This window comes from Marinimicrobium alkaliphilum, from assembly GCF_003259155.1.
GTDB lineage: Bacteria > Pseudomonadota > Gammaproteobacteria > Pseudomonadales > Cellvibrionaceae > Marinimicrobium_A > Marinimicrobium_A alkaliphilum.
The window spans coordinates 292,681-312,838 of sequence record NZ_QGMQ01000001.1; the positions used below are offsets into that span (position 1 = coordinate 292,681).

At 59.5% G+C, this 20,158-nt stretch carries 15 protein-coding genes and 1 riboswitch; of the genes, 8 read left to right on the forward strand and 7 right to left on the reverse strand.

Annotated elements, in window-relative coordinates; translation table 11 throughout:
- Positions 1–11 precede the first annotated feature (11 nt).
- Positions 12–524 (reverse strand): Csu type fimbrial protein, encoded by a 513-nt coding sequence (locus DKW72_RS01380; RefSeq protein ID WP_111640517.1) that lies wholly within the window; start codon positions 522–524, stop codon positions 12–14.
- 144 nt (positions 525–668) lie between these two features.
- A riboswitch (cyclic di-GMP riboswitch) is annotated at positions 669–756 on the reverse strand.
- 405 nt (positions 757–1,161) lie between these two features.
- Here DKW72_RS01380 and DKW72_RS01385 point away from each other — a divergent pair.
- Positions 1,162–3,300: a methyl-accepting chemotaxis protein gene (locus DKW72_RS01385; RefSeq protein WP_111640518.1), complete on the forward strand. Its 2,139-nt coding sequence runs from the start codon at positions 1,162–1,164 to the stop codon at positions 3,298–3,300.
- Positions 3,301–3,303: 3 nt separating this feature from the next.
- Here the strand turns inward: DKW72_RS01385 and DKW72_RS01390 are convergent, their stop codons facing one another.
- The 5 genes from DKW72_RS01390 to DKW72_RS01410 all read right to left on the reverse strand — a co-directional run bounded on the left by DKW72_RS01390 (position 3,304) and on the right by DKW72_RS01410 (position 11,426).
- Positions 3,304–5,379: a DUF349 domain-containing protein gene (locus DKW72_RS01390; RefSeq protein ID WP_111640519.1), complete on the reverse strand. Its 2,076-nt coding sequence runs from the start codon at positions 5,377–5,379 to the stop codon at positions 3,304–3,306.
- 24 nt (positions 5,380–5,403) lie between these two features.
- Positions 5,404–5,985: a PA14 domain-containing protein gene (locus DKW72_RS01395; RefSeq protein ID WP_157960361.1), complete on the reverse strand. Its 582-nt coding sequence runs from the start codon at positions 5,983–5,985 to the stop codon at positions 5,404–5,406.
- A 5-nt stretch (positions 5,986–5,990) separates the two neighbouring features.
- Positions 5,991–7,481 carry a phospholipid carrier-dependent glycosyltransferase gene (locus DKW72_RS01400; RefSeq protein WP_111640521.1) on the reverse strand — a complete coding sequence of 497 codons (1,491 nt, stop codon included), beginning with the start codon at positions 7,479–7,481 and terminating at the stop codon, positions 5,991–5,993.
- A 118-nt stretch (positions 7,482–7,599) separates the two neighbouring features.
- Positions 7,600–10,656: a D-2-hydroxyglutarate dehydrogenase YdiJ gene (gene ydiJ, locus DKW72_RS01405; RefSeq protein ID WP_111640522.1), complete on the reverse strand. Its 3,057-nt coding sequence runs from the start codon at positions 10,654–10,656 to the stop codon at positions 7,600–7,602.
- Between the two features lie 362 nt (positions 10,657–11,018).
- Complete coding sequence (locus tag DKW72_RS01410; RefSeq protein ID WP_111640523.1) at positions 11,019–11,426, reverse strand: MAPEG family protein; 408 nt, start codon at positions 11,424–11,426, stop codon at positions 11,019–11,021.
- Positions 11,427–12,055: 629 nt separating this feature from the next.
- On the opposite strand from DKW72_RS01410, the gene fabV reads away from it, so the two are divergent.
- From fabV to lpxL, 3 genes are all read left to right on the forward strand, one after another.
- The gene (gene fabV, locus DKW72_RS01415) at positions 12,056–13,237 is read left to right on the forward strand and encodes an enoyl-ACP reductase FabV (protein WP_111640524.1); all 1,182 of its coding nucleotides are present in this window, start codon (positions 12,056–12,058) and stop codon (positions 13,235–13,237) included.
- A gap of 72 nt (positions 13,238–13,309) precedes the next feature.
- Positions 13,310–14,227 carry an acyltransferase gene (locus DKW72_RS01420; RefSeq protein WP_111640525.1) on the forward strand — a complete coding sequence of 306 codons (918 nt, stop codon included), beginning with the start codon at positions 13,310–13,312 and terminating at the stop codon, positions 14,225–14,227.
- Between the two features lie 18 nt (positions 14,228–14,245).
- Positions 14,246–15,223: an LpxL/LpxP family Kdo(2)-lipid IV(A) lauroyl/palmitoleoyl acyltransferase gene (gene lpxL, locus DKW72_RS01425; protein WP_232522272.1), complete on the forward strand. Its 978-nt coding sequence runs from the start codon at positions 14,246–14,248 to the stop codon at positions 15,221–15,223.
- A gap of 7 nt (positions 15,224–15,230) precedes the next feature.
- Here lpxL and DKW72_RS01430 read toward each other — a convergent pair whose 3' ends face one another.
- Positions 15,231–16,082, reverse strand: coding sequence for a 6-carboxytetrahydropterin synthase (locus tag DKW72_RS01430; RefSeq protein WP_111640526.1), 852 nt, complete (start codon positions 16,080–16,082; stop codon positions 15,231–15,233).
- A gap of 169 nt (positions 16,083–16,251) precedes the next feature.
- Between DKW72_RS01430 and fliS the strand changes: the two genes are divergently transcribed.
- The 4 genes from fliS (at position 16,252) to DKW72_RS01450 (ending at position 20,157) form a co-directional block, all read left to right on the forward strand.
- Positions 16,252–16,638 (forward strand): flagellar export chaperone FliS, encoded by a 387-nt coding sequence (fliS, locus tag DKW72_RS01435; RefSeq protein ID WP_111640527.1) that lies wholly within the window; start codon positions 16,252–16,254, stop codon positions 16,636–16,638.
- The gene (locus DKW72_RS01440) at positions 16,635–16,952 is read left to right on the forward strand and encodes a hypothetical protein (RefSeq protein WP_111640528.1); all 318 of its coding nucleotides are present in this window, start codon (positions 16,635–16,637) and stop codon (positions 16,950–16,952) included. Before fliS ends, DKW72_RS01440 begins: the two co-directional genes overlap by 4 nt.
- A 377-nt stretch (positions 16,953–17,329) precedes the next feature.
- Positions 17,330–18,766, forward strand: a complete 1,437-nt coding sequence (locus DKW72_RS01445; RefSeq protein ID WP_111640529.1) for a sigma-54 dependent transcriptional regulator — start codon at positions 17,330–17,332, stop codon at positions 18,764–18,766.
- A gap of 176 nt (positions 18,767–18,942) precedes the next feature.
- A complete protein-coding gene (locus DKW72_RS01450; protein WP_111640530.1) occupies positions 18,943–20,157 on the forward strand; it encodes a sensor histidine kinase in 1,215 nt (404 codons plus the stop codon).
- The last annotated feature ends 1 nt before the right edge of the window (position 20,158 follow it).

Below are 20,158 nucleotides of genomic sequence, written 5' to 3' on the forward strand. Positions count from 1 at the left end.
AGCAGCCAGTTTTAATAGTAGACGGTGGCGGTTACGGTATCGGTATAACTGCCCGCGGGTAAGCCGTTCTGAGTGTCAGTGACAATGCGTCCGTAAACCGAGTGCGGCTGAGCGCTGCCGGTACCTATTTCGGCTACCAGTGTGGTTTCGACACCGGTATCATTGCCCCAAACTTCGGTGTGGCCAAGGTCTTTATAGAGCTCGTAGATCAGGAAGTTTGTCGCGTCGAGCGCCATCCGGCGTTGTCCCACATCTTCATTGATCCCCGCGTTTAGACCGATATGGTAGGTCGCGTCATTGGTGCACGTGACTTCGATGAGAGTGGTCTGATCGACATTGGCGGCGACGGTAACGTCGACGTTTCCGAAGTCGAGGGGGTTGGTCGAAATGATGCAGCTGTTGGCGACTGCCGCTGAAACAGCAATTGTATCTGAGTCTGTTTCCGCACCCACTTGAGCATTAGCCCATGCCGGCGCCGTTATCAGAGCAGTTGCGATAGCGAGTTGCGTTAATGTCTTTTTCATTGTATCTGTCCCCAATTGAGAATGGCTTCGTATCGATACACGCTACGATAAGCTCACTGAACAACCGGTCGGGGGCAGAAGAACCGAGGACAAGTAAAAGTCAGGCAGACTTCATGTGGCGAACCACAATGCATAACACTCAGTGTCGGCGGTCCCGCTGTCATAGAGCATAGGCTCCGTAGACCGGTAACTTTGCGCACCCGCCTTTCGGTCGGGGATGCCTTTATCTTCGCTTCGCGTTACACACTTAATAACTAGGCGACCATTCACCCTAGCCCTGCAGGCGAGACCTGTCAACGTATTAAAACCTGATCTCACTCACGCCGGCAGCCTTTGGGCAACCGACATGATTTTCAGGTGAATCCCGTTTTGGCGTTAACCCATTGGCATGCTTGCGATTAGCGCCCGTTTCAGATTCAGATTCCGGGGTCGCAAAGGACGATCATTTAAATTGGGTGCGCACTGAAAAAGTGCAGAATAGTGTGCACAGGCTCATTGTTCAGGCGGTTTTGCTTTTGGTTGGTACCTGTCTTGGCGCCAATCCTGCGCTGGCCCCAGACAAGACGTGTATTTGGCGTTAAAATTGGCCTAATTTCTGCTTTGCTAAAGCCTTCCATGACTCACCCAAGGGACCCCTATGGCGCTATCCAGTGAAAGAATGCAGTTGTCGCGCGAAGAGCGACGCTGGTTGAAGTGGTTTGGTGGCACCGGCAAGCTGGCCATGGGCTGGTCGTGCTGGCTCAATCGGCAGCGCTACCCGCTGATGGAGTTGGCCTTCGAAAGTATTGCCGCCACCCGGACCAAATTGTTGCAACAATGGGTGGATGCCCAGTGGAGTCTGATTGCCGGTGTGGCAACGCAGCTGGATGGCCAGGGCGAGAATGCCAATCGTTACCTGAGCGCGAGCCTCAAGCGTCTGGGTGATTGTTCAGAGTTGTTCTGCGTCGATGCGGATGGGCGCGTGCTTTACGGTTCCCGTGAAGATTTTGTGGGCCAGTCGGTGCCCGACCGCAAGGCCCTGGCGGCGGGTCTGTCGGCTCCGTTTCTCCACGGGCCCTATGTCGACCCGCGCACGCTGGCACTGGGGCCCTCGAGCTCGCGCTTTCACGATGCGGTGACCCTGATGTTCTATCAGCCACTGACACTGTCCGACGGTACTCGCGGATGCCTGTGCGCGCGGATCCCCAACGACGTGATGAGCGATCTGATTCAGCGCGAAGCCGGGCATATCTTTTCCGAGTCGGGTGACAACTACCTGTTCATGGCGGAATCCCGGTTTGACCCGAGTATTGCCCAGGGCACCGCTCTGTCGCGCTCGCGTTTTGAAGACAGCACCTTCGCCCACGGCGAAAACCTCAAGAGCGGTATTCACACCGACTGGGGTACGGTGAGTGTGCGCGATCATACCGAGTTTGAGATCCGCTTTACCGATCCGGCCACTGGCCGACTGCATCCCGGGGTGCGGGAAACCATCCGCAATGGCAGCAACCTGTTTGTCACTTACCCCGGCTACTCGGATTACCGTCATATTCCCGTGATTGGCAAGGGCGTGACTTTTGCGCTTACCGGTTCGCCGGACCGCTGGGGCATGATGTGCGAAGCCGATCTGGAAGAGGTTTACCGGTTCCGCTCCATGACCCAAACCAGCCTCTCCTGGCTGCTTGGGTTGCTGGTCGTGGTAGCGGGTATCAACGGCGCTCTCCACGGCTGGACGACGCTGCCTTTGTGGGCGGTCCAGAGTACGACGCTGGTGGCGGCCCTGGCCGCGGTCGGGCTCTACCAGCGCCTGGTGCCCCGGCGCCTGGCGCGGCGGCTGGGCAAGATGACGGAAATCATTCACGCCCTGACCGAGGGCGGCGGCAACCTGCGCCAACGTATTGATACCCAGCGCCTGGCGGCGGATGAGAGCGGCGACCTGGGGCGCTGGACCAACAGTTTTATCGATCAGCTCGATACTATTGTGGGGGAGGTGAAGCGGGCGGCGGACGAGGTCAAGGTCAACAGCGAAACCATGCTTGACCGCAATGCCGATGCCAATGCGACGTCCGTACAGGTCGCAGCGGCGATGGAGCAGATGTTGACGCTGGTCGAGCAGCAATTGCGGGAAATTGACAGCGCCTCGGACACGGCCAACAATCTTCAGCGCCTGATGGACGATGTCGTGGCTCAGGCGCAGACCCAGTTTTCCAGTGTCCGCGAAGGTACCCGCAGCATCCGCGATGTGGTGGACACCTCGGCGCGCACCATCGAAGCGCTGAATGCCCAAACCGGGGAGATCAGCGGTATGGTTTCACTGATCACCGACATCACCAGCCAGACCAACCTGCTCGCACTCAACGCTGCGATTGAGGCGGCGCGCGCCGGCGAGCACGGGCGGGGGTTTTCGGTGGTGGCCGACGAGGTGCGCAGTCTGGCCGCGCGCACCGCCAAAGCGGCCGACGATATCACCGCCAAGGTGGACGCCATTCAGAAAGAGGTCGGCGAGGCGGCCCGCTATATGGAAACCAGTGTCGAGGATGTCGATCGGGGCTTGCGTCTGGCGGAGTCCGCGAGCACGGACAACAGCGAGTTGCAGTCGGTGGTGGCGCGTATGTTTGAGGTGATTCTGCACCTGCAAAACAACAGTCAGCGCCACGGTGGTCAGGCGCGCGAGGTCACGGAGGCGACCGAGGCGCTCAACGGGGTTATCCGGGCGCTACACACACGCTCCGATCACCTGCGGAACACCTCCTCGAAGCTGCATCAGCTCACCTCGGCTTTTCAGGTGACGGAGTAGCCGTTACAAGCCCTGCTTGAGGCAGTGCTCAAAGCGCTGCCAGAGCGGGGCGTAATCCTTGTCACCGACGCCGGGTACGCTGATCCATTCCTGCACCAGTGCTTTCATGGACGTGTCGCGCTGGCTGCCCAAACCTTGCTGCAGTTGAGCGACCTGGTAGGTCATGCGCGCGGCTTTGTGTGCCTCCGGGGTCTCTGTATCGCTCAGGATTTCCGCGCGAATACACAGTTCGCCCAGTTGCTCGACGCCTTTGGCCTGGTCTGCCGGGGTCAGGTTGGGGGCGTTGTCCAGGCGTGCGCGCAGGGTGTGCTCGGCGCCGTTGGGCCAGTGTTCCGCGTTGCTGAAGGCGGGCTCGGCCTGGGCCGCCGCATCGGTCTTGCCCGCGAGTGTTGCCAGTTCAGCCTGACGCACTGTCTCACTGGCATCGAGCATTGATTGCCAGCCTTGGGCTTTGGCCGATTGGCGCGCTTGCTGCTGCTCGCGCTCCGCCGCTTCCTCGGCTTTTATCTCGCCAAAAATATCGTCGCAGGCTTTGCGAAACCGCTTCCACAGGGTTTGCTCGTCCCGTACCCAGGTGCGGCCGCTGTGTTTCCACTGTTGTTGCAGGTGCTTGGCGCCATTGGCGGCGGCGGACTTGTCGTCGCTTTCCGCCAATGCCTGGGCTTCGTCCACCAGACGTTGCTTCTCGGTTTTGGCGGCCTGATAGGCTTCCGCCAGCCGGGCATGAATCGCATCCATGAGGGTGTCGAAGGTCTTCTGCAGTCTGCTATTGGCTTTGCGCGGCACCGGCCAGTAACTCTTCCACTCCTGGCGCGCTACCTTCAGAGTCTTTTCCACGTCTTTCCAGACGGGGGTGTCCCAATGGTAATCGTCAAGGTAGGTCTGTACCTGCTCGATCAACTCCTGACGCCGGCGCTGGTTCAGTTCGCGCTCGGCGGCCTGGGCTTCGAAGTATGCCCGGCAGGGCGCGTAGGCGGATTCTGAAGCCTCGTGGAAGGCCTGCCACAGGGCTTCATCGTGCTGTTGTACGCCCTTGCTGATCAGCTTCCATTCGTCCTGAAGTTTGTGAATTTTCTCGGCCAGATCCGGCGCTGACATGGGCGAACCGATCAGCCCGCGCATGATCTCGATCAGCTCGTGTTTTTTGGGGGTGACGGCAAAGTCGTGCCAGTCACTGAGCTCCTCAATGGCCGCATCCAGGGTATCGAGTTTGGCTTTGATGTGCTCGGGCAGCTTGCCCAGTTTTCCCTGCTTTTCGTGAACTTCCCGATGGATGCCGCGCGCCTTGCGCACTTCGCCGCGCCGGGCCGCACCGAGGCCGCGGTGCAGAGTCTCGGTGAGCTTGCGCAGCGCCTGTTTGCGGGCTTTATGTTCGGCCTGTGCTGCCTGCTGTTCAGAACTTTCTTCGGTCGCCTGTGTTTCAGTCTGTTCCGACGCCTGGGCCTTTTCCTCTGCTCTGGATTCAGCAGCCTGCCGGGCCTGTTCGGCGCGCTCGGCCTCCGCAGCCTCGGCATCGGCGCGGGCTTGTGCCTGCCGCTCGGCCTCTTGACGCTCGGTATCCCTGAGCACTGCCAGTTGCGCATTGTGGTTTTGCAGCAGGCGTTCGTTGCGTTCCACCAGGGCCTGAGGCAAGGCCAGCGGGTGGGTGTTCAGTGCCTGCCACTCGGTGCTCAGGTTGGTCAGTTTGGCCTCGAACAGGGGGTCGTTTTCCGGCGCGCCGAGCTTGTCCAGTTTGTCGCCAATGGCGCTGGCTTTGTCCAGCAGCGCTTGCCGCTGGGCCGTTTCCGCTTTGAAAGCATTCAGACGGGCCTTGGCCAGTTTGTAGACACCTTTGTCTTTGCCTTGTGCGAGTTTGACCAGCTTTTCTACCTGATCGCGCTCGGTAATGCGTTCGGCTGCCTGCAAACGGGTGTCGGCAGTGGCACCCTGAATCGCCAACTCCAGCAGCTGGTCGGGATCGCTGATCTGGCTTACGTCTACCGGTGCCGGCTCAGGTTTGGGCGCGGCCGGGGCAGGGGTAGGGGCCTCCGGGGGCGGCTCGGGTTTGGCTTTATTGCGCAAGCGCTTGAGTAAACTCATGGCTCTGACCTTTGACCCAGGGGGTCATCGTTGGATGGACAGCAGTTCGGAGTCTTCACCGAACCAGTAGCGTTGGCGCTGGTTCTGCAGGCCGTAACGCACACTCAACCCGGCCTGACCTCCCGCCTGAAAGTAGTTTAGTGTAAAGCGTTGCTCGCCTTCATCCAAGCGAATCCGGCAGCGCTGACTGCTGAGGGCTCGCGGGCGCGGAAAGCTGCATATATTGCGACCGTTGATATTCAGGGCAAAGCCGTCGTCGCTGGCCACCTCAAACTCGTAATTGCCCGCTTGATGGACGACAAATGTGGTCTCAATATCCACAAAAAAGTGCTCATCAAAACCCAGTTTCCCCAAACGCGGGTGCGCAAACCGGCCGTTGTTGGCCAGGTCCAGATGATCGACCCAGCGGCTTTGGCGGGTCTCGATATCCCGCCGCTGATTCAGGCTGTTGATGGCACTGCGGTTCTTCTGGATATCCAGGCGCAGGTTGGCATCCACACGCGCCGGGATCATGGCGTTTATCGCCAGGATCAGCAGGACAATCAGCAGGGCGCTCAAAAAGGTGTTGGGGTTGCACCAGCGTTGCAGTTGGTCAGTGTTGATCACGGTGCTCACCTCACGTTGTTCAGTTGCCAGAAGTTGAACCACTCGCGCAGCTCAAACTGTTCCGGGGTGATCGCAATGCCGTAGGTAAGCGGTGCGAAAAAGGCGAACACGGCGATCACCAGGGCCACGAACAGACCGAGGTTTATCAGAGTGTGGCGGTTGTTGGCGAGCAGGTCATCGCGGAAGAGATACTGGAACATCAAGGCCAGGTTGATCATGCCGAATATCAGCGCCACCAGGTAGTGGTACAGGTACATGACCCTTTCAATCTGCATCACCGCGATCATGTAGCTCAGGTACAAGCCGGTAAACACACAAATCCAGCCGAACAGAGGCTTATCCTTGACCGGTTGGCGGTACACAAAACGGCTGACGATCAGGCTGATAGAAAGCACCAGCCCGAACACCACCGAGAACCAGACCACCGGGTTGGCGACCAGGTAAATGTGGCGCACCCAGCTTTGTCCCTGGATGACATTTTTATCCCAGCGATAGCTGATGGATTTGGTGCCCAGCGGCCAGCCAACGGCAGCGCTGCCGTTTTCACCGGGCTTGCACACATCCAGGCGCGGCACGCCGTCGGCGTACTCGGCCATAAAGCGCCAGTGATCTTTCATGCCGGTGATAAAACCGCTCGGCGTATGGGTGCGACCCTCGCGGATGACGCTCAGGTATTCCGGGGAGGCTTTGTAGTGCATGTTGTTGGCAATGCTGGTGCCCATGGCAATGTGCAGATAAAACACCCCGAAGAATACCGCCAGCAAGGGCAGCACGGCACTGGGCACGCTGGTGCACAGGCGCTTGAACACGGCGAGCAGGCGCCAGTGTTTGACGTTGTCCCACTGATCAATAAAGAACAGCACCACCATCAACAGCAGCAGTACGGCGCCATTGACTTTGACGGCAACGCCCAGCCCGACCAGGATTCCGAGGATCGCGTAGTGATGTAAGCGAATGGGCTGGTTTTGAGTAGCACTGCGCACCAGGTAATAGAGCGCCGCGAGGATGAAAAACAGCTGAATACCCTCGAGCATGGCGGCGCGCGAGTGGACCACCAGTGCATTGTCGAAAATCAGCAGGCAACTGAAGGCCGCCGCCACCAACCGGTGTCCGGTGATGCGCCGGACAATGCCGTAAAAAAACAATACCGACAGGGCCATCATCAGGGTCGATGGCAGGCGCATGCCAGCGTAGCTGAAACCGCTGGGCAGGTCGTCGTGGGTGATGTAGGTTTTGCCGTTGAGTGCGGATTTGTCCTTGCCGCTGTTCACACCCAGCAAGGCCTCGCTCGCGGCCATCAGCATTTTGCCCAGAGGGGGGTGCGGCTCCATATACATGACACCGTCGATATGTTTCTGCGCGGCGGCGATATGGTAGTTCTCGTCCCAGAAAAGAGCCCGGGGCGAATTGTAGTTAGTCATATAGACTAAAAGTGAAATGATCAGCAGCAGCGCGGGAATCAGCCAGGGTGCGTATTTTTTTATTGTGCCCAACATGGTGCTTGTCTATGTCCTGTCGTGGGTTGGGAGAGGTGACATAGAGTAGCCGAGCTATCGGTCATGTCAATGACCGATAGCTCGTTGATGAGAAATGGTGCGAATTTTGGGCCGAAGTCTAGCGGCTATCGAGTGCTCTGAGCAGGAGCTGCGCCGGGTGGGGCAACTGCCGCTGGTCCTCACGCTTGACCTGACTGCGACAGGAGTAGCCGGTGGCAGTCAGTCGGCCCTGATTAGCGGGGTCAGTGACGATCTCAGCCCAGGACAGCTGGTAGATCTGGCGCGAGGTCTCACGGTTGGCGGCCTCATGTCCGTAGGTGCCGGCCATGCCACAGCAGCCGCTGTTGAGCACTTCCAGTTTCTGGCCCAAGGTGCTGAACAGGGTTTGCCAGTCACTGACAGCCGCTGGGGCATTGGTTTTTTCGGTGCAATGGGCCAGCAGGGCGTAGTCGCCCGCTTGGAATTGCGACGCCTGAGGCGCCAGGTGGTCCCGCTCACCGACCAGCCATTCCTGCAAGAGTTCTACCTTGGGCGCTTCGCCACCCAGCACTTTGGTGTATTCGGCCCGGTAGGCGAGAGTCATGGACGGTTCCAGACCCACCAGGGGAATCCCCGAAGTGGTCAACTTGTTCAGCAGCGTGGCATTGGTGCGCGCGGCCCGAGCAAATCCTTTAAGGAAACCGTGCACATGCAGGGGCTTGCCGTTGGGCTTGAAGGGGGCCACCAAAGGCGTGTACCCCAGCTTTTGCAACAGAGTCAGGGTGTCCAGCAGCAGTTGCGTTTCAAAGAAGCTGGTAAAGGCGTCCTGTACCAGAATTACCGCCTTTTCTTTTTGGGCCTGGCTCAGCGCGTCAATGTTGGCCAGGTCGGCATAACGTACCCCCATGTCTTGGAGCGCTTTGTCCAGGTTGACTCCGGTGAGAAGCGGGCTGTCCACCATGCCGGCGGTTCTGGCAATAAAGCGCTGCATGAAAGCGGGTTTCATGAGGCCGTTATAGAGCCACGGCACCCGCGCCAGCGTGGGCATCACATACTCCAGTCCACCGATAAAGTAGTCCTTGAGCGGGCGCAGGTAACGGCCGTAGTAGAGCTCCAGAAACTTGCTGCGAAACTCGGGCACGTCCACCTTGATCGGGCATTGGCCAACACAGGATTTACAGGCCAGGCAGCCACTCATGGCGTCGTGGACTTCGTGGGAGAAGTCGTAGTCGCCGCGTCTTTTACTCAGCGTGTTTTTGAGGCGCGTAGGCAGACTCAGCAGAAAGTTGCGCTGACGCAGGTTGGCGGTTTCTTCCAGCGGGTTGACGTCGCGTTCACTCAACTGTTTGAGCCACTCGCGCATCAGTGACGCACGGCCCTTGGGAGAGTGCACGCGCTCGCGGGTGGCCTTCCAGGAAGGACACATGGCGTCGTTGGGATTCCAGTTGTAGCACAGGCCGTTGCCGTTGCAGTGCATGCCTTCGCTGTAACCTTCCCATACCTGCACGGGGATTTTCCGGTCTTCCTGGCCGCGGGTGACCACACCGTCGATTTTGAGCAGTTGGGTGTCGGTGCTCGGGGTGGCAATCTTGCCCGGATTCAACTGATTATACGGATCAAATTCGGCCTTGATGCGCTGTAGTTGCGGGTACAGCTCGCCAAAAAACGCCGGCGCGTATTCGGAGCGCACGCCTTTGCCGTGTTCGCCCCAGAGCAGACCGCCGTACTTTTGCGTGAGTGCCGCGACTTTGTCGGTGACCCGGCGGATCAGCGGCTCCTGTTGCGGGTCCTTCATATCGATGGCGGGGCGGACATGCAGCACCCCGGCGTCGACGTGGCCGAACATGCCGTAGCTCAGCCCTTCTTCGTCGAGCAGGGCCCGGAATTCCACGATGAAGTCCGCCAGGTGCTCCGGTGGCACCGCCGTGTCCTCCACAAAGGGAATGGGGCGGGCCTCGCCCTTGGCGTTGCCCAGCAGGCCCACGGCCTTTTTACGCATCGCCCAGATCTTGCTGACCGAGGCCGAGCCCCAGGCCAGGCTGTAGCCGATCCGGCCGCTGCCGTCATCGCCGGCGGCGTCGAGTTGGTCCGTCAGGCGGCTGATGGCGGCCTTGAGGTCGTCCTCGCTGTCGGCGGTGTACTCTACCAGGTTGATACCCTGAATGGCCTCGCCGGTGTCCGAGGGCGGAAAAAACTCGGACACGCTGTGCCAGACGATGTCGTTCATGGCCAGGTTGAGGACTTTGGAGTCCACGGTCTCGATGGACGTGGGCTCGGCCTTCATCAGCTCGGTGGCGTCGCGCAGAGCCGCGTTAAAGTCCCGGTAGTTGACGTTTACCAGGGCCGAGACCTTGGGGATGGGCAGCAGGTTGAGCTTGGCCTCGGCAATAAAACCCAGGGTGCCCTCGCTGCCACAGAGCAGGCTGTTGAGGTCAAAGCGCCCGTCGGGGGTGCGGATATGGGCCAGGTCGTAGCCGGTCAGGCAGCGGTTGAGCTTGGGGAACTTGGCGTCGATCAGCTCGGCGTTGTCGCGCTGCAGGTCATCGACTACCCGGTGGATGTGCCCGACCCGGTCCCGGCGCTCACGGGTGGCATCGAGTTGCTCCTGAGTCAGGGGGCTGGACACCCAATCGGTGCCGTCGACCAGCACGGTGCGCAATTCAAGGACGTGATCGCGAGTCTTGCCGTAGCGGCAGGAGCCCTGACCCGAGGCATCGGTGTTGATCATGCCGCCGATGGTGGCGCGGTTGCTGGTGGACAGGTCCGGCGCGAAAAACAGCCCGTGGGGCTTGAGTGCCGCGTTCAGCTGATCTTTGACCACCCCGCATTGCACCCGAGCCCAGCGTTCTTCGACGTTGATTTCCAGGATCTGGTTCATGTGTTTGGAGGTGTCCACCACCAGACCGTCGGTGAGCGACTGGCCGTTGGTGCCGGTGCCGCCGCCCCGGGCGCTCAGGACAATGCTGCGGAACTCGCTCAACTGGCTCAGCTCGGCAATGCGCACCAGGTCCCGGGTGCTTTTGGGGTAGAGCACCCCCTGGGGCAGCACCTGATAGATGGAGTTGTCCGTCGCCAGCACGGTGCGGTTGGCGTAGTCGGGGTTCAGATCCCCCTCGAAGCCGGTGGCCTTCAGGGCGTCGATAAAGGCCAGGTACTGGGCCTGGACGGGGGAGGTGTGGCGTATGCTCGGGATCATCGCGACTCGGTCTACTGCTGGATGGAATTGGGGCGCTATTCTACGCGTTTGGTGGTTTAGGCTCCAGTGAATTTACGTGGTGATTCGCCTGCTGGATGTGGTGTTTTTCGTCACGGTTATCTCACCTTGACAGCAAAGCGCCGGTTACCCGGGCCGGGAGACGGACTCTATAAGGTTTTAATCCGGCCGGGTGGGAGGAGTTCGCTTCCGGACTCGCTGCAGCTGGGGCGCCGAGGCGAGGGATAGCCTTCGCGGACACGCCGTGAACCCATCCCTGGGGGCTCGACTGCCGCCATCCGGGCGGCAGACGGTCCGCGAAGGCTATCCCCCGCCTCGGCTCGGTGCCACCGATCTGAGCTGGGTCACCTTCCTCCGTAATGGAGGGCGAGTAGCACCCACATGGTGAGCAGGATGAGGTTGCCGGTCAGGAAGGCGAAAAGGCGGTGGATGACGTTGTTGTAGGTGAGGTGGATGGCGCTGTGCACCAGGCGCGCGGCGACGAAGGCCCAGGCGAGCGCGAGCAGCGGCCCGCTGTGGATGCCGAGGGTCATGGCGGTGACGCAGGTGATGTAGAACAGTAGGGGTACTTCGAACAGGTTGCTGTAGTGGCGCGCGGCCTGTTCCTGGCGGATGGGGGGCGTGTCGCCGCTGTAGACCCGGAAGTAGCCGATGGAGATTTTGCCCTGGCGCACGGCGGTGATGCGCAGGGCCAATAGATAGAAGGCGATGGCGCAGGTGAGGGCGATTAGGGTGATCATCGGATAAATCATCAGGTGGGGTGTCCTTTTTCGAGCTGATTGTGTCTGAGTGTAGCTTGATTAGCTTTGGGGGGGGAATCCGGTCGTTGGCTGGGAGGGGGTATTCGGGACACGCTGTGAATACGTCCCTGTACGCTTGAAGTCGGCTTCCTGCCTCCTACAGTCCCGAATACCCCCTCCCAGCCAACGACCTACCTTCGCCGCAGTGATCCCGTTTGTTACTCAGCTCAAAAGTGTAGGGTTGGGTGGAGGGGGAGGGGTGATGAGGTCCGGAGCGGTGCTGCCTCTCCTCACCATCACCTGCTTCTTCTCCATCACAACTTTCTGGTTTTTGCCTGCCGCGCTAGGAGGAGATCGGTCGAGGGGGGCTTTGGTGGGGTTGGCGTCGAGCTGAAGCCGGAGGCGGGTAGGCCTTTCGTGGACCGTCTGCCGCCTGGATGGCGGCAGTCGAGCCCCCAGGGATGGGTTTACGGCGTGTCCACGAAAGGCCTACCCGCCTCCGGCTGGATCAAGCCCCCACCCCCTCGGCCGGCCGGGCTAGGGCGGCAGGCAAAAACCAGAAAGTTGTGATGAAGAACAGCTCCCCTCTATAATGCGGGCACTTAGAGACACCTTAGGCCAACCGATCAACAGGACCTGACATGATTATCAAACCCAAAGTACGTGGATTCATCTGCACCAACGCCCACCCCGAAGGCTGCGCCGCCAACGTGCGCGAGCAGATCGACTACACCCGAGAGCAAGGCCCCGTCGAGGGCGGCCCCAAGAAGGTCCTCGTGATCGGTAGCTCCACCGGCTATGGCCTGGCCTCGCGCATTACAGCCGCGTTTGGCTCCGGCGCCGACACTCTGGGCGTGTGCTTTGAAAAGCCGCCCACCGAAAAGAAAACCGCCTCCGCTGGCTACTACAACACCGCCGCCTTCCACGAAGAAGCGGAAAAAGCCGGTCTCTACGCCGAAACCATCAATGGCGATGCCTTCTCCGACGAGATCAAGGCCGAAGTGATCGACAAACTGAAAAACGATATGGGTCAGGTGGACCTGGTGGTGTACAGCCTGGCTTCGCCCCGGCGCAAGGACCCGAAGACCGGTGAGGTCTTCTCCTCGGTGCTCAAGCCCATTGGCGAGGGCTATACGGCCAAGAACCTCAACACTGACACCTTGAAAATTACCGACATCACCGTTGAGCCGGCCACGGACGAAGAAATCGAGAACACCGTCAAAGTCATGGGCGGCGAAGACTGGGAGCTGTGGATCGAAGCCCTGCAACAGGAAGGGCTGCTGGCCAAAGGCTGTCAGACCGTGGCCTATACTTACCTGGGCGATAAACTCACCTGGCCCATTTACGGCCACGCCACCATCGGCAAGGCCAAGGAAGACCTGGACCGTGCGGCCAAGGCGCTGACCGAGAAGCTCGCCGGTATCGATGGCGGTGCCCGGGTGGCGGTGCTCAAGGCCCTGGTAACTCAGGCCAGCTCGGCCATTCCGGTCATGCCGCTGTACATGTCTATACTGTTCAAGGTGATGAAAGCCGAGGGCAGTCATGAAGGGTGCATTGAGCAGATCCAGCGCCTGTTCACCGAGGGGCTGTACACCGGCCAGCCGCGCCTGGACGACGCGGGCCGCTTTCGGGTTGATGACAAAGAGCTGAACCCCGCGGTACAGGCCAAGGTTGAGGAAATCTGGCCCCAGGTGACCGAGGACAATCTGTTCGAGCTGACCGACTACAAGGGTTACAACGACGATTTTCTCAAATTGTTTGGTTTTGGCGTCAAAGGGGTCGATTATGACGCCGACGTCAATCCGATGATCAAATCCTTCTAGCGCCTTCCGGCTTTAATCGATTCCGCGTCCCGGCTATTACAGCCGGGACCGAACCGGGATGGAAGCGTAACCATGGTGATTGTCCGACAGCTGCGTGGCGCATTCGTGACCCTGCTTTTAGGGGTAAGCATGGTGCTGGCGGTGATTCCTTTGCTGACCTTGGCGCTGGTGAAGATAATGTTGCCGCCACGCTCGCGCCACTGGTTGATGCCGGCACTGGACCGGATCGCCAGTGCCTGGATCGGTTTTAATTGTTGGCAGCAGCGCTGGAGTACCGGTACCCGGGTGGAGCTGAGCGGCGATTTGGCGCTGAGCCGGGATCAGTGGTACATGCTGATCGCCAATCACCAGTCCTGGGTGGATATTCTGGTAATGCTGCGTGCGTTGCACGGGCGTATTCCCTACGTGAAGTTCTTCCTGAAAAAGAGCCTGATCTGGCTGCCGGTGCTGGGCGTGGGCTGCTGGGCTCTGGACTTTCCCTTTATGCGCCGCTACACCCGGGCAGAGATAGAGCGCAATCCCTCACTGGCAGGCAAGGATATCGAAGAAACCCGCGTGGCGTGCGAGAGATATCGGGACAACCCGGTGACCATCGTCAGCTATGTGGAGGGCACCCGATTTACCCCCGCCAAACACGCTCGTCAACAGAGCCCCTATCGGCACCTGCTGATCCCCAGGGCGGGGGGGCTCGCCTTTACCCTGAGTGCCATGAATGGCCAATTGCACACCTTGCTCGATGTGACCATCGCGTATCCAGAGGGGCGCCCGAGCTATTGGGAGTATGTCTGCGGTAAGGTCGGGCGGGTCAAGGTCGATGTGCGCCTGCGCGATATCGATACCAGCCTACTGGGGGACTACAATAACGATGAGCGCTTCAAGGCCCATTTTCAGGCTTGGCTCAACAGCCTCTGGGAAGAGAAAGACCGACGTCTGACACAGCTACTCGAACAGCCCGAAGGTCAAGTCAGGGTGTCCCCGGGCAAGCTTTGAGCCTATAATGCGGCCCCAATGAACAGCCCCGCCAACTTCTGGATGATTATGTCTGCCACGCGTCAATTTTTATCACTGATTTCTCCCCGCTACTGGCCCTCCTGGCTGTTGCTGGCGCTCTGGTACCTGCTGGCTCAGACGCCTTATCGGTTCCAGTGGTGGTTGGCTCGGGTCCTGAGCCCCCTGCTGCGCCTCAACAAAAAGCGCCTGGGTATTGCCGAAACCAACTTGCGCCTGTGTTTTCCGGAGTGGAGCGAGCAGCAGCGCCGGCGCGCGTTGAGCGAAAATCTGTTTTCTACCGCCATGGCCATGATGGAGAGCGGCATGGCCTGGTTCTGGCCCAAGTGGCGTCTGCGTCGGCTGTATCGGGTCAAGGGGCTGCAGCACCTGGAGCAGGCTCGGCGTGATGGTCAGGGCGCGTTACTGCTCAGTCTGCACTTCACCACCCTGGATCTGGGGTGTGCCATGTTGTCTCAGCACTACGCCTTCGACGGCATGTACACGCCTCATCGCAATCCCGTGTTTGATTGGGTTCAGCGCAAGGGGCGGGAGCGTTACAGCAAAGAGTCGACCCAGGCGATTCCGCGCAACAGCGTGCGCACGATGGTGAGTCGACTGCGTCAGGGCAAGTTTGTCTGGTATGCACCGGATCGTGATCTGGGGCCGAAAGTGAGCATCTTTGTGCCGTTTTTTGGTGTTCCGGCGGCGACTGTCACCGCGACCGGTAGCATTGCCCGGATGGGCCGGGCCAAGGTGATTCCCTTTACCCAGCGGCGGTTGCCCAGCGGGCGGGGTTACGAGCTGGTGATTCATCCCCCTTTCGAGGCTTATCCCTCGGGGGATGGCTATCAGGACACGCTGCGGGTGAATCAGTTTATGGAGCGGGAGATAATCAAGTGCCCAGAGCAGTATTTTTGGGCGCAGCCGCGCTTCAAAACCCGCCCGCCGGGTGCCGAGCCGCTCTATCCGCACAAGCGCAAGTTGGCGGGGCTCTAGCTCCCCGCTAGGCTTCGGCGACAGCGCCTTTGTTGACGCCTTCGAAGGCCTGCACCCTAACGCTGTGTTCCGGGTGCTCGGCGCGACTGCGCTGGGCGATATGCCAGGCCAGTAGCTCCACGGTGCTGTCGGTTTCAATCAGATAACAGCAGCGCGCTGGCAGCGTCAACTCGAAGTCCCCCTGCGATGCCTGATACGCAAACCGGCACACGTCGACGCCCGCCACCTGGGTCTGCTCGACCAGGTCATCCAGGCTGCCAATATAAATATCCCGCCAGCGCTCTGCCCACAGCTGTTCCAGCATTTGTGAGCGCTCCCCGTCGGCCCATATGTGCAGGCGCGAGCGGTGACCGTGGGCGATGCGTTGGCAATTGCCTGCGTGTTTCTTCAGGCCGTGGCTGTAGTGATAGCTGGCGCCGTCGATGACTTCGCTGACAAAGTCCAACTCAAGTCGTGCCACGCTGTCTGGGAACAGCGCTTTGAGATTGCTTACCGCCCAGCGGGCAACGCTTTCCGGGGTCAGTACATCGGCATCCACCAGGGCAATGGCGGAGCGGGGGCTGCGGGTATGCAACTGTTGCTCGTCGCGGCCAAAGGTCCAGGTGATATCGAGCAGATCGCCGTCTTCGCGGATGTGCAGGTTGGGGGCGTGCACCGGGATGGCGAGACGATGATCCAGTTCAGTGTCCAGCCATTGGCGAACGCGTTTTTTTACCAGGCCGAAGTCGCACACCATGCCCTGATCGTCCAGTTCGCCGTGCAGGCGAATATTGGCGAGCCAGGTTTCACCCAGCAGACCGCGTTCCGGGTCCAGGAAACTGAAGTCCACATTGGTGAGGTTGTCGACAAATAGCAGCATATTCGGGCCTGTAAGGGGCGTCATCAAAGGCGCCAATGATATCACGTCAGGCCCGCCGATTCACGGTTGCGGCGGGTCTCAAATCGGGAAAGAGGGCTAAAGTTTTCCCCGGCATGGCCGTTACCCCGGTTAGACCCAAGCATGGTGAATAACCGAGGACCCCACAGAGATGAACACTTACCGCGCCGCGAGCCATTACTCTTCCGTCAAGGTCCAATCCAGTGTTGTGGACGCCTCACCGCACCGACTCATTCAGATGCTGTTTGAAGGGGCGCTGGAGCGTATTGCCCAGGCCAAGGGCGCCATGCAGCAGAATCAGATTGCACGCAAAGGCGAGTTGCTGAGCAAGGCGATCAATATCGTTGCCGGTTTGCAGGGCAGCCTGGATGACAAGCAGGGCGGGGAGCTGGGGGCCGATTTGGATAGCCTCTATGACTACATTATTCGGCGTCTGACCCAGGCTAACTACGAGAATGACCCGGCCATGCTCGACGAGTGCGGCCGGTTGCTGGGCGAGCTCAAAGGTGCCTGGGACGGGATTGGAGATCGGGCGTGAAGAGCGCGAGTGCGACGCTGAGCCCGGCCCGGGAGCGGCTTCAGGCCGTGCCCTCACCGGATTATGCCGGTCCCGAGGGCATCGCCCTGTTGCGCGATTTTCAACGGGACATGGCTGGAGCCTTGCAAACTGGTGACTGGCTTGCGGTTCGTCGACTGGATCGTGCCTGTGCTGGGCTCGTGGATCGTCTGGTGCGTGAAAACGCCTCAGACGGGGCGCTGTTGGTGGCCGCTCTGGAAGAGCTCAAGGGTGTCTACGCCAATCTGATCTTTCGTTGCGGGGAAGAAGTTGAGACACGTTTTCAGACAATGTAAGCACGTTGTAGGTTTTTAGCGCCGCGTTTGACGGCGTACCCGGCCATTATTCTGATGGCTTTTTGACGCAAACCCTGCTTTTTGTGTCAATGGGATTGCCTGTCTCCTCAAAGACTGGGAAAATGCCCCTTGTGATGCAGCTCACACTGATTGTGTGAGCTGCATCATGTTCTCGCTTGATCACCCGATTTGATGTTGAAGTCTCGACGATTCATTGTCGAGCCCGTCCGCTGCTGGCTGGAAAATTGGGGGAGTGACCAAAATTTGGCGCACAGCGACGTTAAAAATGTCTACACTCGGAGTACTCAGGTGGCAATCCAGACAGGGACACCTGAATACCAACAACTATTACATGCAGTTATCAGGGTTGAAGCACCATGTGGCGCAATAACAAGATCGTGGTGATTGACGGTGATCAGGGTCGTCGTTATCAATTATCAGTGGTTCTGGAGTTCTTGGGGATAGAAGCTCTGGAGGCCTGCAAAAATACGTGGCGCGACTGCGTCAGCAGTCAGCCGGGTGACGTTTTCGGCGTCATCATCGGTGACAGTGGCGTGCCTCAGGCGGAGCTCCTGGGATTGCTCAAGGAAGTCTATGGCTGGCACGACGAGGTGGCGGTGATGCTCCTGGGCGAGGGCCTGGATATCGACGATCGTTGGGATCAACCCTGGCGGCGCATGGTGATCTCCAGCCTGACCATGCCTTTGAGCTATACCGCTATGCTCGACACCCTGCACCGGGCCCAGCTGTACCAAGAGGCGCAGGTGGTGAGTAAGAAGCCTCCCATGCGCCGGCCGGTGCACCTGTTTCGCAGTCTCGTTGGCACCAGCCGTAAAATTCAGCAGGTGCGCGAGATGATGGGCCAGGTGGCGGATAAAGACGTCTCGGTTTTGATTACCGGAGAGTCGGGTACGGGCAAGGAGGTGGTCGCTCGCAACCTGCACTACAGTTCGCCCCGGCGCGACAAACCCTTTGTGCCGGTCAATTGCGGCGCGATTCCGGCGGATCTGTTGGAGAGTGAGCTTTTTGGTCACGAGAAGGGTGCCTTTACTGGCGCTGTGAGTGCTCGGGCCGGGCGGTTTGAATTGGCTGAAGGCGGTACGCTGTTTCTCGATGAAATCGGCGACATGCCTCTGAATATGCAGGTCAAAATTTTGCGCGTGTTGCAGGAGCGCTGTTTCGAACGCGTCGGCAATAGCAAGCCCGTTGAAACCGATGTCCGTATCATCGCCGCGACCCACCGCAATCTGGAACAGATGATTGCTGATGGCAGCTTTCGGGAAGACCTCTACTACCGGTTGAACGTTTTTCCCATTGAGCTACCTGCACTCAAGGATCGGGTGGAAGATATTCCGCTGCTGGTGAATGAGCTGGTGTCGCGCATGGAGAGCGAGCAGCGTGGATCGGTACGTTTCAATTCGGCGGCAATCATGTCTCTGTGTCAGCATGACTGGTCGGGTAACGTGCGCGAACTGGCGAACTTGGTTGAGCGCATGGCGATCATGAATCCCTACGGTGTGGTGGGCGTAAAGGATCTGCCGCCGCGTTACCGGCACGTGGATGCCAGCGAAGAAGATTTTGCGCCGGACACCGACAAGGTCAATGGTCACGCCGGGTTTGTCAGTGTCAATGATACGCCGCTGCTGCCCGAGCAAGGTATCGATTTACGCGAGTTTATCGCCGGCATGGAGCGTGATCTGATTCAGCAGGCGCTCAATGACTGCAATGGCGTGGTGGCGCGTGCAGCGGACAAGTTGTGTATCCGGCGCACCACATTGGTGGAAAAAATGCGCAAGTACGAACTCCAGCGCTAGGTCCTCCCGGGGCGCCGGTCTTTTGACTGCGCCCCTATCCCTCCCAATATAACCCGCTGAAAAATAGAGAGTTTTTTTGTTGGCACTTGAATTGCAGTGACTCCTCAAAAGGGCGTTTCGCCCGATGTTATTTGACGCCTGAGAGGGCGTGAAGACCGTCACAGAGGAGACACTGCATGTCCGGAGTATCGGCTGCCCGCACCGTGGAAGCACCGGTGGATGAGCGCCAGCGCGATCTGCAATCCGCTTTTGAAATGTTCAATGACATTTCAGAGCAATTGATGTCTTCCTACCAGTTACTTGAAAACCGGGTTGCCGAACTCAATCAGGAACTCACCAGTGTTACTCGTCAGCGAATGGAAGAACTGGCCGAGAAAGAGCGACTGGCATGCCGTCTGGAAAACCTGCTCAACTTTCTGCCCGGGGGGGTCATTGTGCTCGATCCCGCCGGTCGGGTATCTGAATGCAATCCGTCCGCCATCGACTTGCTGGGTGAACCGTTGCGCGGCGCCGTCTGGCGGGACGTGATCGCACGCAGCTTTGCACCGCGCCAGGACGACGGTCACGAGGTCTCGCTGCACGACGGACGCCGGATCAGCATCGCTACGCGCAACCTGGAAGATGATGGCCAGATTATCCTGCTCACCGACCAGACCGAAACCCGCCGTCTGCAAAGTGAACTCAGTCGCCATGAACGTCTGTCGGCCATGGGCCAGATGATGTCGGCTCTGGCCCACCAGATTCGCACGCCCCTGTCGGCGGCCATGCTCTACGCCGGGCACCTGTGCGGCGATCAGTTGGATCCACCCAAACGGGCGCAATTTGCCGACAAGGTGCTCAACCGTTTGACCAACATTGAGCGCCAGGTACAGGACATGCTGTTGTTCGTCAAAGGCGAGTTGCCGTTGAATGACACCCTGAGTGTGGCCGAACTGCAGCTGGCGCTGGAAGAGGCGATGGAAGCGCCCTTGATGACCTCCGAGTCGATCTGCCATTGGCAGAACGACAGTCGCAAGGAGTACCTGCACTGCAATCGTGAAGCATTGGTGGGTGCGCTGATGAACCTGGTCAACAACGCCATTCAGGCCGTGGGGCAGGGCGCGGTATTGCATCTGTCATTTGTGGCTGAGCGCCTGGCGGGGCAGCCCTGGTTGATCATCAGTCTGCGCGACGAGGGGCCGGGCATCGATGCCAAGTTGTTGCCCAATGTGGAGGAGGTCTTTGTGACCACCAAGTCCCAGGGCACCGGGCTGGGGTTGATGGTCGTGCAGGCCGTCGCCAGAGCTCACGGCGGGCGTTTTTTGCTTGAGTCCAAGCCTGGTTTTGGTACCACGGGCCGGGTCCTGATTCCCCTTATTCAAACCGATAGCAACCTTTGCGGAGGTCGATAGA